Origin of the sequence: Mesorhizobium sp. M7A.F.Ca.US.005.03.1.1, assembly GCF_003997975.1 — a bacterium.
Taxonomy (GTDB): Bacteria; Pseudomonadota; Alphaproteobacteria; order Rhizobiales; family Rhizobiaceae; genus Mesorhizobium; species Mesorhizobium ciceri.
Genome location: NZ_RZRO01000002.1, coordinates 83,385 through 97,864, shown reverse-complemented (window position 1 = coordinate 97,864; position 14,480 = coordinate 83,385). Strand labels below are relative to the sequence as shown.

The window sequence follows — 14,480 nt, the reverse complement described above, 5'->3', positions numbered from 1 at the left end:
AAATGCGACTTCAAGGCCCCGGCCACGCGATGCTAGAAGTACCGACGGCCAATGAGGCACAAGACGCATGGACAGCACCCAGATCCTTGAAAAGCTGCTCGCATTCCCGACGGTGAGCCGCGACTCGAACCTCGCCCTCGTCAACTACGTGGCGGACCTGCTAGACGCGCACGGCACTGCCAGCCAGATCATCCACAGCGAGGACGGCCACAAGGCCAACCTCTTTGCCACCATCGGACCGACTGATGCTTCCGGCATCATGCTGTCCGGTCACACCGACGTCGTTCCCGTCGACGGCCAGGCCTGGACGCTGCCGCCCTTCGAGATGACGAACCGTGACGGCAAGCTTTACGGACGCGGCGCGGCCGACATGAAGGGTTTTGTGGCCTGCGCGCTCGCCGCGTGCCTCAAGGCCGCGAAAATGACGCTGAAGACGCCTCTGCACCTGGCACTCTCCTACGACGAGGAGATCGGCTGCATCGGTGTGCGCAGCCTAATCGACATGCTGCAAGCGGCCCCGCATCGGCCGCTGCTATGCATTGTCGGCGAGCCGACCGATATGCAGGTGGCGACGGGGCACAAGGGCAAGCTTGCCGCACGCGCGCTTTGCAAGGGGCGCGAAGGCCATTCGGCGCTGGCCCCGCTGGCGCTCAACGCCATCCATCTCGGCTGCGACTTCGTCGCCGCCTTGCGCCGCGAACAGGACCGGCTGATGCGCGATGGCGCCCGCGACGGCGACTACGACATATCATACACGACCGTCCATGTCGGCAAGATCAACGCCGGCGTGGCGCTGAACATCGTGCCGAACCTTTGCCAGGTCGACTTCGAAATCCGCAATGTCGCAGCCGACGACCCGCACGAGATTCTCGACCGCCTGCGCAAGGAGGCTGCTCATATTGCTTCCGAAGCCTCGACTATCGCGCCCGAGGCAGCAATCGACATCGACATCACCAACACCTATCCCGGCCTGGACACGCCAGCCAGTTCGCAAGCCGTCGCCTTCGTCAAATCGCTGACCGGCGCCAACAATACCATCAAGATGGCCTTCGGCACGGAAGGCGGCCTGTTCAGCCGCGATCTCGGCACGCCGACGGTCGTGTGCGGACCGGGGTCGATGGCGCAAGGGCACAAGCCGGACGAATTCGTCAGCGTCGAGCAGATGCGCCGCTGCGACGACATGCTGGAAAAATTGCTGAAGCGGCTTGCCGACCAGCAACTGGCGTAAGCGGGCGCTACTTCTGCGGAAGCGCTGCCTGGCCGACGGCCCGCTCGGCGCCGAACACACCTTGCTCGACGACAAAATGCCGGCAGTGGTCGATGAACGCCTGGGCGGATTGCGTACGATGTTCGGAATTGGGCAAGGCGACGCCCATGGTCAGCGGCCGGAGGTCACCGTCCAACGGCACGAAGACGAGCGGCTTGCCGTCCGGCGCCAGCGTGTTGAGCGGCCGCATGTTGGCGATGCCGTAGCCGAAGCCGTTGGCCACCATGGAGCGCATGACCGCAATGTCGCCGGTGCGCTCGGCAATATTGGGCCGGATCCCTCGCTGGTGGAATGCCGACAGGAAATATTCGCGGCTGTACGGCAGGTCGAGCAGCACCATCGGCTCGTCGGCCAGTTCCTCCGTCGTGATCGACGCCTTGGCCGCGAAACGATGGCCCGCCGGCAGCATGACATAGGCCGGCACCAACATCAGCGGCTCGAAGGTCATGTCCTGCGACAGTTCGAGATCGTAGGTCAGGGCGAGGTCGATTTCACCGCGCTGCAGCATCTCAAGCAATTGCCCCTGATTGCGCTCGAACTGGCGCACGCGCACATCGGGATAAGCGCGCTCGAACCGCATGCGCAGCGCCGGCAGCACGATCTGCGCAAAGGTCAGCAGGCATCCCACCGCCAGCGGGCCGCGCACCTTCTCGGCAAAATCGCCGGCGACGTCATGCAAGGCATCGGCATCGTTGAGCAGCCGGGCGGCTTCCTTGAGGAAGATGCGGCCACCGGCGGTGAGCGAGAGGCCGTGCGAATGCTTGCGGACAAAAAGCTGGACGCCGAACTCGGTTTCCAACTGCGCGATCGAGGCCGAAATCGATGGCGGCGACACATTGACCTGCTCGGCCGCCTTGGCGATGGAGCCGGCTTCGCCCACGGCAACGAAATATTCCAGCTGTCTGAGCGTGAAGCGTAGCGGCATGGCTGGCTATGTTGCCGGTTTGAGGGCTTCGATCAAGCCTAATGCATGTCGCGCAAAAGTGGCCCCGGTTTTGCGCAAACGACATGCATGGAGCAAAGGCCTAAAGCGCATCGCTTGAATCCGTTCGATCGCGATGCGCTTTAGGCGCCCATCAGTATTTGATCCATGTCGTTTTGAGCGCGGTGTACTTGTCGAGCGCATGCAGCGACAGGTCGCGGCCGAAGCCGGATTGCTTGAAACCACCGAACGGCGTCATCGGGCTCAGAGCGTCGACCTTGTTGACGGAAACTGTGCCGGCCTGCAGCCGCCCGGCGATGCGGTGCGCGCGCGACAGGCTGTCGGTCCACAGCGATGCGGCGAGCCCGTAGGGGCTGTCATTAGCGATGCGGATCGCGTCGGCCTCGTCATCGAAGGCAATGACCGAAAGCACCGGCCCGAAGATCTCGTCGCGGGCAATCGGATCGGCAGGCGTGACATCGTCGAAAATGGTGGGCTGGACAAAGCTGCCGCGCCCATTGACCGTGACCATGTCGCCGCCCGCGACCAGGCGCGCGGTCTTTTTACCGGCCTCGACGAAGCGCATGACATTGGCGGCGTGGCGACTATCGACCATCGCGCCCATTTTCGAAATCGGATCGAGCGGATCGCCGGGCTGCGTGGCCGCCGCACGCTGCACCAGTTTCTCCACCAGGGCATCCTTGATGCCGCGCTGGACGAGCAGGCGTGAATTGGCGGAACAGACCTCGCCCTGGTTGAAGAAGATGCCGAAGGCCGCCATATCGGCCACCACATCGAGATCCCCGCAGTCGGCAAAGACGAGGTTGGGGCTCTTGCCGCCGGTCTCCAGCCAGACCTGCTTCATGTTCGACTGCCCGGAATATTGCAGGAACATCTTGCCCACCGCGGTCGAACCGGTGAAGGCGAGGCAATCCACATCCATATGGCGGCCAAGCGCCTGGCCGGCGGTTTCGCCAAGGCCGGGCACGACATTGAGCACGCCGGCAGGCAGGCCCGCCTCCATCGCCAGCTCCGCCAGGAGCAGGGCCGACAGAGGCGACTGCTCGGCGGGTTTCAGCACCACCGAATTGCCCGCCGCCAGCGCCGGCGCGCACTTCCAGGTCGCCATGTCGAGCGGGAAGTTCCACGGCACCACCGCGCCGACCACGCCAAGCGGCTCGCGCCGCACCAGCACCAGATCGCCTTCGCCGGTCGGCGCCACCTCGCCATAGATCTTGTCGATGGCCTCGCCATACCATTGGAAGATCGCCGCCGAACCGGGGACGTCGACCGAGGCCGCATCCCTGACCAGTTTGCCCATGTCCAGCGATTCAAGCAGGGCCAGTTCATGCAGGTTGTCGCGCAGCAGCTGCGCCAGCCGCAGCAACACCTCGTTGCGGTGCGCCGGGCTGGTGCGCGACCAGACGCCGGCGTTGAAGCTGCGCCTAGCGGCGGCAACCGCCAGATCGATGTCTTCCTCGCCGCAGGACGCCACTTCGGCCAGCACCTCGCCCGTTGCCGGATTGACGCTGGCAAAGGTCCGGCCCGAACGCGCCGCGACCGTCTTGCCGTCGATGAACGCCTTGTCACGAAAACGGATCGCGGACGCCTTGCCGATCCAGTCCTTGTGGCTGAGTTCACTCATCGCAGGTGACCCCTGTCTTGACTATTCGTCGCCCGGCACGCCGTAGCTCGGCGCATCGGATGGGTTGATCGCGCGGGTCACATAGGCATCGAGCTGTGGCTTGTAGAGTTGCCACAGCGCCGCCAGTTGCTCGATAGGACAATCGTCGGTCCAGTCGCAGCGCAGGTCGGCGACCGGCCACGCCACCTCACGCACCAGCTTCATGCCGGCGGAATGGACAGGGCCAGCCTCGCCGCCGGCTGTCAGCGCCGCGCGCATAGTCGCGATGAGGCGGTCGCCGAGATGCCCCTCCGACGCCAGGAAAGCCTCGACCATCGCTTGCGGCACGCCATCATGGGCCAGCATGTTGCCGCCGCAAGCGACATTGTCAGCTCGCGCCTCCGCCCAGATGCCAAGAGCTTTGGGACCCGAATGGATCGCGGTCGCTCCAGCGGCGTCGACAGCCAGCACCTGCCGGTATTCGGGATAGGCACCGGTGCGCTTCAATATGGCAATCGCCTCCGCCGCGGACGCGCCGCGCGCCAGCAATTCGAGACCGCGCAGTCCAAGCGTAGGATCGGTGACGTTCTGGCTGGCAATGGCCCCGGCGCCCGCCTGCGCATAGGCGCAGCGCGCCGCAACAGCAGGCGACGAGGAGGACACCGCGACCCCGAACATGCCGGTGCGGCCGCACCGCGCGACAATGGAAAAGGTCATCGCAATCAGTCCGGAATGACGGCGGTGCCGTCGATCTCGACCAGCCAGTCCGGCCGCGCCAGGGCCTGCACGACAAGGCCGGTCGAGACGGGATGCACGCCTCTGATATACTCGCCCATGGTACGGTAGACCGCCTCACGATGGCGCACATCGGTGATGTAGACCACCACCTTGACCAGGTGCTCCATGGTGCCGCCGCACTCCTCGATCAGCTGGCGGATGTTCTGCATGACCTTGTGCGTCTGCTCGACCGGATCATGGCTGTCGATGTTCTTGGCCGTGTCGAGGTCCTGCGGACACTGGCCGCGCAGATAGACGGTCCTGCCGCCCCGCGTAACGACCGCCTGGCACAGATCATTGTCGAGCTTCTGCTCGGGATAAGTGTCCTTGGTGTTGAACTTTCGAATTCTTGTATGCGCCATCTTGGTCTCCGTCGGATCAGGCTCGAGGTCGGGGCATCCCGTTTGAGGTGCCGTGTCTATGCCACCTTGGTCTCGCGCTTCGCGGACGCATGGTAGGCCAGGTATTTGCGCTGCGTGGAAATATGGTCGGCCACATGCTGCGCGTCGTGCCAGACGCCCCAGATGAAGCTCGACCCTCTGCGCGATTGCCAAGGCAGTCCGAGGAAATAGATGCCGGGCTCGGTCGACACACCGCGCTGGTGCTTCGGCTTGCCCCTTTCGTCGAACACATCGACCTTCAGCCAGTTGTAGTCGACGGTGAATCCCGTCGCCCAGATGATCGAACCTATCTCGGCTTCCGACAGGTTCAGCTCGAGAATGGGATCGGTCATGCATCGCGGGTCCGGGCCGATCTTGCGGGCCTCGGGCTCCGGGGGAAGGTCGAGGCCGTTGCGGGCGACATAGGCATCTGCCTCGTCCAGAACCGACATGTAATTCGCATCGCCGCGCGCGATATTCTTGGCCAGATCGGGTGCGAAAGTCATCACACCGTGCCTGTAGGATTCGGTCCGGCCAACCAGCGTCATCCCTTGCGCGGCAAGGCGCCGGAAGTCGATCGTCTGGCCGCCACGCGCGCCGCTGACCGCGATGGTGACATGTTCGGTGCCGGGCGCAGGCGCCTGCGCGTCCCACTTGCCCAAAACCCCCAGCCACCAGCAGAAGTCACGTTCGCGATAGGCCCGCGGCGGCCGATCGTGCGGCCCGACCGAGAGATAAACCCGCCGTCCCGCACGCTGGAGTTCGTCGGCGATCTGCACCCCCGAAGACCCGGAGCCGACCACCAGCACCGCGCCTGCGGGCAGTTGGCCGGGATTGCGATAGGCGCTGGAATGTATCTGCATAGGTCCGGCGTCCCCGGGAACGACGGCCGGGATGACCGGATGCTGGAAAGCGCCGGTGGCGGCAACCACGCTCCTGGCTTCGATCACGCCATCCGAGGTTTCGATCCGGAAGCCGGGACGGCCGACAAGCCTTTCCACTTTCCTGACCTCCACGCCGCAACGGATGGGGGCAGCGATCATGTCGGCGTAAGCGACAAAATAGTCGGCGACCTTCTCCTTGCCGATAAAGGCATCCGGACCGGCATTGGGAAATTCCATGCCGGGAAAACGGTCATGCCAGGCGGGACCATTGGCAACCAGCGAGTCCCATCTCTCGCTACGCCAGCGTTCGGCGATGCGGTCCCGCTCCAGCACGAGATGGGGCACGCCGCACTTGCTCAGATGCTCGCTCATCGCCAGCCCCGCCTGGCCGCCGCCAACAACAAGCGTGTCTACTGTTTCGACTGGCATTCAGCGGCCCTTTCTGGCTCTCCCCGAGAGTTTCTGCGCATGCGGCGGAGGTCTGATCGTTGGTTTACTGGAGGGACCGGGCAGCGAAAATTACGATTTCATGTGGCAGTGGTTAGCTTGTTCCTAAATGCTGAATTGGCCGCGCGCAGACGGCTACGCCAGTATTGCCATAGCCGCCTTTTCGCCAATCATCATGGATGGCGCATTGGTGTTGCCCCCGATCAATGTCGGCATGACGGAGGCATCAGCGACGCGCAGATTGTCGAAACCGCGCACCTTGAGACCGGCGGGATCAACCACCGCCATGGCGTCGTTGCCCATCCTGGCCGTGCCAACCGGATGATAGACGGTAAGAGCCTCGGCACGCAGATAGGCGAGAATCTCGTCATCGGTGTTCACGTCGGGCCCAGGCAGGATTTCCGGTCCGCGGATGCCGCCAAAAACCGGCGAAGCCAGGATCGAACGCGCGACCTTTATGCCCTCGACGAGGGTCAGGGCATCCTGTTCGTCACTGAAGAAGCGATGGTCTATGAGCATATTGCGGCGGGTGCCGTCGCGTTGAAGCGTGATTTCGCCGACGCTCCCCGGTCTCAACACACAGGTGTGCACGGCATAGCCGTGGCCATATTCGACGAGCCGACCGCGATGGCTGCGATAGCCCGGCACGAAGTGGAACTGAATGTCGGGTATGCTCCCGGCATACTTCGTCCTGGCAAAGCCGCCGGCTTCGACATAGTTGGTCGTCAGCATGCCTTTGCGCCGGGCGAAATACTGGAACGGCGCCGCCAGCATCGCCGGAAGATTGGCAAGTGAAAGGCCGAGCGTCTTGCGGCTGTTCGATCGCACCGTGATCATGCCATCGACATGGTCGCGCAAGTTCTTACCGACGCCTGGCAGGTTCGCGACCGGTTCAATCCCCGCTGCTTTCAGCTCCCCGGCCGGGCCGACGCCGGAAGCAAGCAGAATGCGCGGCGATCCGATCGCACCCGCGCTGAGGACGACCTCCGCTCGGCACCCCAACCGTTGGGTTGCGCCTTCCCTGATCACGTTGACGCCGGTGACGCGCTCGCGTTCAATCGCCAGATCAAGAACCTCGACGCCTGACAATATCCGCAGATTCGAGCGGCCGAGAACCGGCCGGACAAAGGCGCTGTAGGCCGAGAAGCGCTCGCCTCTGTTCTGGGTCACGTTGTAGATGCCGAGGCCGAGTTGGCCACCGGCATTGAAGTCGCGGTTCTCGGGCAGGCCTACGCCTCTGCCCGCCTCAACCCACAGGCTGGATACCACGTTGGGATCGCGCGGATTGTCGACCAGCAATTCGCCGTCGAATCCGTGATAGGCGGGGCTCTGCAACAGGCAGTTCCGCTCCAATTTCTTGAAGACCGGCAGGACATCGGCATAGGACCACCCGGCGCAGCCAAGCGCTGCCCATTCATCGTAGTCTTGCGCGGCGCCACGAATATAGACCATCGAGTTGATCGAACTCGACCCGCCAAGAACCTTGCCCCGGTTGACCGGTATGCGGCGGTTGTTGAGCAGCGGCTGCGGCACGCCCTTGTAGCCGTAGTCGAAGTTCGGATTGCCGTAGAGCGAGAGAATGCCGGCCGGCACGCGCACCCTGGTGCGGTCGTCGCTGCCGCCCGCCTCGATCAGGCAGACACGAACTGCCGGGTCTGCGCTCAGCCTGTTTGCCAAGACACAGCCGGCCGAACCCGCGCCAATGACGATATAGTCAAATTCCGCCGCCTCGATGCTCATGCCTTGCCCGTTTCGTCATCCACACCGAAGACTGCCGATGTCTGTTTCATGCATGTCGTCTGCCCAAAACCGAGGTCACTTTTGAGCGACATGCATTAGTGCTCGTCGTCTTCGTCATTCTTCAGGAGCTCGAGGATCTCCCGCTTCATGGCGATGAAGTTCGGCTCCATGACCAGATCCATGCTGCGTGGACGCGGGAGGCCTACGCGGATTTCCTTCTTGATCTGACCGGGCCGGCCGGACATGACGAGCACCCTGTCCGCCAGCAGGATCGCTTCGTCGATGTCATGGGTAACGAATAGGACCGTCTTCTTGGAATGATCCCAGATCCTCAGCAAAAGCTTCTGCATGCTGTGACGGGTTTGGCTGTCGAGCGCTCCAAAAGGCTCATCCATCAGCAGCACGTCCGGATCATTGGCGAGCGCTCGCGCAATCGCAACGCGCTGCTTCATGCCGCCCGACAGCTGAGACGGGTAATGGTTGGCGAACTTTGCCAGACCGACCTCGTGGAGAAAATGCTCGACAATGACCCTGCGCTCGGCCGGCGCAATGCCCTTCCGCTTCGGGCCATATTCGACGTTCTGCGCCACCGTAAGCCAGGGAAACAGCGTATATGCCTGAAACACCATGCCGCGATCCGGGCCCGGCTCGGTAACAGGCTTGCCGCCGACTACGATCATGCCGCCGGTGCGCTCCTCAAGACCGGCGACGAGATAAAGCAGGCTCGACTTGCCGCAGCCGGATGGGCCGACGATCACACAGAATTCGTTGGGCACGACGTGAAAGGAAATGCCATCCAGCGCCAGCACCGCATTGTCACCCTTGCCGTAGCGCAGGACCACATTGTCGATGCCTATGTCGGAACTCTTTGGTTTCGTCGTAAGATTCAGGGCGTCCATGTGTGCGTGTTCCTCAATTGGCCCAGGGAGCGACGAGGCGGCGGATGCCCCGGAACAATTGGTCGGTGCAAAGACCAAGGATGCCGATCATGGCGATGGCCATGAAGATCACGTCGACCTGAAAGCCGCGCATGGCTTTGAGCGAGATGTAGCCAAGTCCGCTGCGGGCGGCGACGAGTTCGGCCACGACGAGATAGGTCCAGGCCCAGCCCATGGTGACGCGCAGCACATCCAGCACGCTCGGAAGCGTGGCCGGAAAGACGATGTGGAAGACCGTGTCGCCTCGTTTCGTGCCGAGCGTATAGGCTGCGTTGACAAGGTCGCGCTGGACGCTGCGAGCGCTGTCGGCGATCATGACGAGCTGCTGGAAGAAGACGCCGAAGACGATGACGGCAACGCGCTGCTCGATGCCGATGCCGATCCACAGGATGAAAAGCGGCACGAAGGACGTCACCGGCAGATAGCGTATGAAATTGACCAACGGTTCGAGAACGGCCTGGACGATGCGATAGGTGCCCATCGTCAATCCAAGCGGCACCGCAACGATGCTCGAAAGGACGAAGCCGATCAACACCACCTGGACGCTGGCGAAAACATGCTCCCACAACGACCCGTCAAGCGCCATGCTGATGGTGGTGGACAACACGGATTCGGGGCGAGGCAGGAACATTTCCTTGACCGCTCCGGAATAGGTCAGCGCGAACCAGCCGCCGATGACGGCGATCCAGACCATGAAGCCGAGCGTAATGGAGAGAGAGCGCGGCACAGCCCGAAACGGTGTGGCGATGACTTTCAGGACGGATCGACCGGCCTGACCTTCTTCAACTCTCGCGGTCACGCCATTGCTGACCAGAGAGCTCGTGTTCGGTGCTAGTGTCACGGGATACCCTTTTGGGCCGCTTGGACCGGAGGCGCGAGGTCCGCCTCCGGTTCAGCCAAATCACTTTGCAAGGTCAAATTACTTCGCAGGCCAAGCTACTTTCCAAGGCCAAGCTACTTCCCAAGGAAGGATGTATCGACGAGGTCGTCATACTTGACGTCCATTTTGAGCTTGCCGAAGCCGCCCCAGATATCGCCGCCCAGCTTGATCAGCTTGCCGGCTTCGCCAGTCTCGCCACCGGCGAAGAATTCGGCATTGCGCTGCTTACCGTAGAAGTTCACGCCAGCGGCCGAGGAAGCGAAGTCCTTCGGATCCTTCAGCCAGCCGCCGACGCCTTTGGCCATCACCTCATACGCCTTCTCAGGATTCTCCTTGATGAACTCGTTGGCCTTGTAGAGGCCCTTCACCAGCGCCTCGACATCTCCGGGGTTCTTCGTGATGTAGTCGCAGTTGAGCGCCACCACATCGACGATCAAGCCGGGTGTCTTGGAGGAGTCGATCAGCACCTGTCCCTTGTTTTCCTTTTTGGCCAGCGTCAGATGCGGTTCCCAGGTGACGGCAACGGGAATGCGGTCGGCCATGAAGGCGGCGGCGGCATCGTCTGCCGTCATGTTGGTGATCTTCACATCGGCCTGGGTGAGACCGGCCTGCTTGAGCAGGATATTGAACCAGAACTGCGACACTGAACCCTCGTTCAGCGCTACGTCCATGCCTTTGAGGTCGGCGATGCTCTTGACCCCGCTGGGCGCGAGCACGCCATCGCCGCCATGGCTGTCATCCAGCGCATAGACCGACTTGAAGCAAACATCCTTCGAACGATACTTCATGATCTCGTCGACGGTCGAGGCGCTGCCGTCGAGCTCGCCGGCGGCAACAGCCGCCATATACAGCGATGCTTCCTCGATGATCTCAAGCGAGACATCGAGCCCACCTTCCTTGAAGTAACCCATGTCACGGGCAAGGAAGAGCGGTCCGTACCCCACCCAGGTCGTCATGCCCAGTTTCAAGCTGCCAGCTTCGGCGTGGAGGCTCACCGATATGGCGCTGAGCGCAATGCCGGCCACCAGCGCGGCCCGGCGAAACTTCGAGATTATTGTCGTCATCACGTTCCCCTGTTTTTCTGAAGTCGGGCGTTATCCCGGCCCGAACGAAACCCGCTCCGGAGGCATCGCCGAAGCCTGTCGCCTGACGTTCTTTTCTTGTTTTCTTTCAGCCGATGGCGGAGCAAAGCACGTTGGGTGCGCTGCACAAATTATGATTTTCAGTAGTTCGGCTTAGGCTGGACCTAACCAGACTGCGCTGCGTCTGCGCCATCGCGATTTCGCCATCAGCAAGCTGCACCATTTCTTCCTTCCTCGGCCAGCCCGAGGCCACACCATTTTACGCGCCATCTATTGGCCGGGGCTGAGAGAGGGGGAACTGGAGCCGAGCTATTGTGGGCTACGGCCTAACGAACGGGTTGCAGTTCGGCGATTTCGACATTCTGGCTGATCCGTCCGGACGGCTGATCCGTCTTTTCGGAATCGAGTCACCTGGCCTGACAAGTGCGCTGGCGCTGTCGGATTGGGTTGTCCAATTTGTCGGAAAGACGAACTTCTTCTTGCTTTAGCCTTTGACCGCCCCAGCGGTCATGGATCCCGATATCTGCCGATACATCACAAGACCCAGCAATGCCGGCGGCAAGGCGCCCAGCATCATGACCGCGGAAGCGGTTCCCCATTTCACGCCACCGCCGCTCGCGGCGAAGAAGAAGGATGCGCCGACCGTCATCGGCACGGCACGACTGGTTGTCAGCATGAGGCCGAAGAGGAATTCGTTCCAGGCGGTGATGAAGCCGAAGATGAAGGTTGTGACCAGCGCCGGTCGGATGACGGGCCGGACGATCATCATCATCACCTGCAAGGAATTTGCGCCATCGACTTTCGCCGCCTCGTCGAGTTCGACTGGTACATCTGAAATCGCGTTCACCAGGATGACGAGTGCAAGCGGCGCGTTGACGATGGTCAGGATGAGCCCGAGCCCGATCCGCGTATCGAGCAGGCCCAGCCACTGGTACATCATGTAAAGCGGGATCGCGAAGATGATCAGCGGCACGGCGCGAAGATTGATGACGATCGGCAGGACCAAGCGCTTTCCCGCCTCGCTGCGCGCGATCGCATAGGCAGCCGGGAACGCGAGCACGATCGCAAGGCCGGTTCCGATCAGCGCCGCCACGGTGCTGTTCAGCAGATAGGCATAGATGTTGAAGCGGCTGGTCTGCGTCAGGACCTCCAGATAGTTGTCGAGCGTCGGCTGGCTGATCCACAAACCGGGGTTCGTCGAAAGCTCGCGCTGGCTTTTGAGCGATGTGATCAGCGTCACGATAATGGGGAAATTCATCGCCAGCACGGCGATGGCAAAAACGATCCAGCGCAGTGCCCCGGCCATCGTCAACGCTTCCTGCGGCCGGCAAGCCGGTTAAGGCAGTGGAGAACGATGAACGACGCCATGAACAGGACAACCGAGGCGGCGACCGCCTTGCCAATAGCCCCTTCCTTGAAGAAGGCTTGGTAGATGTAGATCGACAAGGACGTCGTTGAACCTCCTGCACCACTGCCGGTCAATGCATAGACATTGTCGAACACCCGGAAACCGTCGATGAAACGGATGAAAAACGCGATGACCAGCGTCGGCTTCATCAATGGCAGGTCGATCCACCGGACGATCTCAAACGGTGATGCGCCATCGAGCGAGGAGGCTTCGCGCACGTCGAGCGGTATGGCCGAATAGGCCATGTAGAAGAGCAGGAAGGCGAAAGGCGTCCATTGCAGCGTCTCCACGACGACAAGGGTGCGGAAGGCATTGTCGATGTCGAGGAAGGCCGGGCTGTCGCCAAACCATTCGAAGAGATAGTAGGGGACGGGGCCCGCGAATTCATGCAGCACCAGCCGGTACATGAGACCGACCATGGCCGGCGCGACCATCAGCGGCAGCATCAACGGCGCCATCAGAACTGGGCGCTTGCTCAGAAGCGGCGCCAGGAAGATGGCAAGGAAAAGACCGATCAGACATTCCGCTGATGCGGTAAGAATACCGAAGCGCAGAGAGAACCAGGCCGAGCTCCAGAATTCGCGGTCGTTCAACACCGCGACATAGTTGGCGAAACCACTCAACACCGGACTGCGCAGCGTCTCGAATGTAACGGTCGAAACGGAATAGATCAGGTTGACGATCGCCGGAAAGCCGAGGAACAGCAGCAGGAAGCCGACCAGCGGCGTCAGATACATCCTGCCTTCGGCACGTGTCACAAGGGCCATGTCGATCCGCCAAACGCGCCGGACACCGAGCCTCGACCCGGCGTCCGGCAAATGGTTCATTTCTTGAGAAGGTCCTGCATGCCCGCCTTGGTGTGGGCGAGCGCATCCTCGAGGCTCTGCTGGCCGGACCAGTAGCCGGTGAACTCCTTTGCCTGCAGTTCATAGACCGGGAGCGCACTCGCGGACGTCGCTCCGGTCATGACATAGCCGTACTTGCTGGCGAATTCGCCGAGCTTGACGAGGTCGGGACGTTCCTTCGCAACCTTGGCGACGACATCGGGAGATAATGCCGGCGAACCGCCGCTGCGCGCATAGAGCAAGGCCGCATCCTCGGTGGCGAGCCACTTCAGGAACTTGACGGCGCCTTCCTTGTTCTTGGCGTTCTTGTTAAGGCCCAAACCAAGGCCGTGGATATGATCGGCGCGTCCGTCGGAACCTGCCGGTGGCGCGACGATCCCGGTCACCTCGGCGACGGCCGGGGATTTTTCGGTGCTGGTCAGATCCGCCGCCGCGGCATTCCACTGCAGCGCCGTCGCGGCCTGGCCGGATGCGAAGGCCGCGTTGGTTTCCGCATATTCGTAGCTCAGCGAATCCTTGGGCGAAGAACCGGCATCATAGAGTTTCTTGTAGAGTTCGAGGCCTGTCTTGTAGGCATCGGAATCCACCGTGACATTGCCGTCCTTGTTCATCCAGTCGCCGCCGTAGGAGCGCGGCAGGGACTGGAAGACCATCATGTTGAACAGCAGGTTCTTCATCTGCAGGACCGTGCCATAACGCACCGGGCTGTCGGGGTTCACCTGCTTGGTGAAATAGAGGGCGGTGGCCGCCCAGTCGTCCCAGGTCCAGCTGTCCGGGTCTTTCGGCTGCAGCGGCTTGCCGAGATATTTCTGGGCGATTTCACCATAGGTCTTCTTGGCGGCGTCATCCCCGATCAAGGCGTCGATGAGATCCTTGCGGTAGTACATGAAGTGCAACGAAAGGTCTGTCGGCACGCCGTATTGCTTGCCGTCGAACTGCATCGTCTTGAGAACGGATTCGCCGAAAACCTTGACCGCGTCCGTGCCAAGATCGACCGGCTCCATATAGGGCGCGTAGCGACCGAGCGAGTAGGTGGCGACGAGGTTCACGTCGAAGGCACTGGATCCGGCCGCCATGTCAGCCTGCAGCTTGTCGTAAAAGCCTTCCCGGTTGAAGAACAGCAGCTCCACCTTGTCGGCATCGCTTGCCTGCTTGTTATAGGTTTCCACGGTTGCCCGCAGTGCGGTTTCCTCGGACCCGCCAGGCCAGCCGAGCACGGTCACGGTTGCGTTGGCAAAGGTCGGCAAAGCTGTCCCCGCGAGGAGGGTGGCCATAAGCGCAAAAGA

14 protein-coding genes are annotated in these 14,480 nt (G+C 62.0%); 2 read left to right on the top strand and 12 right to left on the bottom strand.

The features are described 5' to 3' along the window. Positions 1-67 precede the first annotated feature (67 nt). The gene (gene argE, locus EN990_RS01485; RefSeq protein WP_127369730.1) at positions 68-1,228 is read left to right on the top strand and encodes an acetylornithine deacetylase; all 1,161 of its coding nucleotides are present in this window, start codon (positions 68-70) and stop codon (positions 1,226-1,228) included. Positions 1,229-1,235: 7 nt separating this feature from the next. Here the strand turns inward: argE and EN990_RS01480 are convergent, their stop codons facing one another. From EN990_RS01480 to EN990_RS01440, 9 genes are all read right to left on the bottom strand, one after another. After that, positions 1,236-2,192: a LysR family transcriptional regulator gene (locus EN990_RS01480; protein WP_063168703.1), complete on the bottom strand. Its 957-nt coding sequence runs from the start codon at positions 2,190-2,192 to the stop codon at positions 1,236-1,238. A gap of 151 nt (positions 2,193-2,343) precedes the next feature. After that, positions 2,344-3,834, bottom strand: a complete 1,491-nt coding sequence (locus tag EN990_RS01475; protein WP_127384587.1) for an aldehyde dehydrogenase — start codon at positions 3,832-3,834, stop codon at positions 2,344-2,346. Between the two features lie 21 nt (positions 3,835-3,855). Further along, positions 3,856-4,530, bottom strand: a complete 675-nt coding sequence (locus tag EN990_RS01470; protein ID WP_013530450.1) for a DUF1028 domain-containing protein — start codon at positions 4,528-4,530, stop codon at positions 3,856-3,858. A 5-nt stretch (positions 4,531-4,535) separates the two neighbouring features. After that, positions 4,536-4,952 (bottom strand): RidA family protein, encoded by a 417-nt coding sequence (locus tag EN990_RS01465; RefSeq protein ID WP_013530449.1) that lies wholly within the window; start codon positions 4,950-4,952, stop codon positions 4,536-4,538. A 56-nt stretch (positions 4,953-5,008) separates the two neighbouring features. Then, positions 5,009-6,283, bottom strand: a complete 1,275-nt coding sequence (locus EN990_RS01460; protein WP_127384588.1) for an NAD(P)/FAD-dependent oxidoreductase — start codon at positions 6,281-6,283, stop codon at positions 5,009-5,011. Between the two features lie 153 nt (positions 6,284-6,436). Further along, positions 6,437-8,041 (bottom strand): GMC family oxidoreductase N-terminal domain-containing protein, encoded by a 1,605-nt coding sequence (locus EN990_RS01455; protein ID WP_013530447.1) that lies wholly within the window; start codon positions 8,039-8,041, stop codon positions 6,437-6,439. A 95-nt stretch (positions 8,042-8,136) separates the two neighbouring features. Further along, the gene (locus tag EN990_RS01450) at positions 8,137-8,940 is read right to left on the bottom strand and encodes an ABC transporter ATP-binding protein (RefSeq protein WP_013530446.1); all 804 of its coding nucleotides are present in this window, start codon (positions 8,938-8,940) and stop codon (positions 8,137-8,139) included. A gap of 13 nt (positions 8,941-8,953) precedes the next feature. Continuing rightward, entirely contained in the window at positions 8,954-9,820 is an 867-nt protein-coding gene (locus EN990_RS01445; RefSeq protein WP_024503974.1) for an ABC transporter permease, read from the bottom strand. Positions 9,821-9,933: 113 nt separating this feature from the next. Then, positions 9,934-10,923: an ABC transporter substrate-binding protein gene (locus EN990_RS01440; RefSeq protein ID WP_013530444.1), complete on the bottom strand. Its 990-nt coding sequence runs from the start codon at positions 10,921-10,923 to the stop codon at positions 9,934-9,936. A gap of 332 nt (positions 10,924-11,255) precedes the next feature. Between EN990_RS01440 and EN990_RS35345 the strand changes: the two genes are divergently transcribed. Beyond that, positions 11,256-11,429, top strand: coding sequence for a hypothetical protein (locus EN990_RS35345; RefSeq protein WP_164752743.1), 174 nt, complete (start codon positions 11,256-11,258; stop codon positions 11,427-11,429). Here the strand turns inward: EN990_RS35345 and EN990_RS01435 are convergent. From EN990_RS01435 to EN990_RS01425, 3 genes are read right to left on the bottom strand one after another with little or no spacing between them, the layout of a single operon-like run. Further along, positions 11,426-12,247, bottom strand: coding sequence for a carbohydrate ABC transporter permease (locus EN990_RS01435; RefSeq protein ID WP_024503976.1), 822 nt, complete (start codon positions 12,245-12,247; stop codon positions 11,426-11,428). The genes EN990_RS35345 and EN990_RS01435 overlap by 4 nt on opposite strands. 2 nt (positions 12,248-12,249) lie before the next feature. Next, positions 12,250-13,116, bottom strand: a complete 867-nt coding sequence (locus tag EN990_RS01430; protein WP_127368634.1) for a sugar ABC transporter permease — start codon at positions 13,114-13,116, stop codon at positions 12,250-12,252. Positions 13,117-13,172: 56 nt separating this feature from the next. Next, a complete protein-coding gene (locus EN990_RS01425) occupies positions 13,173-14,468 on the bottom strand; it encodes a sugar ABC transporter substrate-binding protein (RefSeq protein ID WP_245460931.1) in 1,296 nt (431 codons plus the stop codon). Positions 14,469-14,480 lie beyond the last annotated feature (12 nt).

Excerpts from the sequence above, each read along its gene's own strand:
- EN990_RS01470 (WP_013530450.1), bottom strand. The coding sequence starts at position 4,530 with ATGACCTTTTCCATTGTCGCGCGGTGCGGCCGCACCGGCATGTTCGGG.
- EN990_RS01460 (WP_127384588.1), bottom strand. The coding sequence starts at position 6,283 with ATGCCAGTCGAAACAGTAGACACGCTTGTTGTTGGCGGCGGCCAGGCG.
- argE (WP_127369730.1), top strand. The coding sequence starts at position 68 with ATGGACAGCACCCAGATCCTTGAAAAGCTGCTCGCATTCCCGACGGTG.
- EN990_RS01455 (WP_013530447.1), bottom strand. The coding sequence starts at position 8,041 with ATGAGCATCGAGGCGGCGGAATTTGACTATATCGTCATTGGCGCGGGT.
- EN990_RS01465 (WP_013530449.1), bottom strand. The coding sequence starts at position 4,952 with ATGGCGCATACAAGAATTCGAAAGTTCAACACCAAGGACACTTATCCC.
- EN990_RS01480 (WP_063168703.1), bottom strand. The coding sequence starts at position 2,192 with ATGCCGCTACGCTTCACGCTCAGACAGCTGGAATATTTCGTTGCCGTG.
- EN990_RS01450 (WP_013530446.1), bottom strand. The coding sequence starts at position 8,940 with ATGGACGCCCTGAATCTTACGACGAAACCAAAGAGTTCCGACATAGGC.
- EN990_RS01440 (WP_013530444.1), bottom strand. The coding sequence starts at position 10,923 with ATGACGACAATAATCTCGAAGTTTCGCCGGGCCGCGCTGGTGGCCGGC.
- EN990_RS01430 (WP_127368634.1), bottom strand. The coding sequence starts at position 13,116 with ATGGCCCTTGTGACACGTGCCGAAGGCAGGATGTATCTGACGCCGCTG.
- EN990_RS01475 (WP_127384587.1), bottom strand. The coding sequence starts at position 3,834 with ATGAGTGAACTCAGCCACAAGGACTGGATCGGCAAGGCGTCCGCGATC.
- EN990_RS01425 (WP_245460931.1), bottom strand. The coding sequence starts at position 14,468 with ATGGCCACCCTCCTCGCGGGGACAGCTTTGCCGACCTTTGCCAACGCA.
- EN990_RS01435 (WP_024503976.1), bottom strand. The coding sequence starts at position 12,247 with ATGGCCGGGGCACTGCGCTGGATCGTTTTTGCCATCGCCGTGCTGGCG.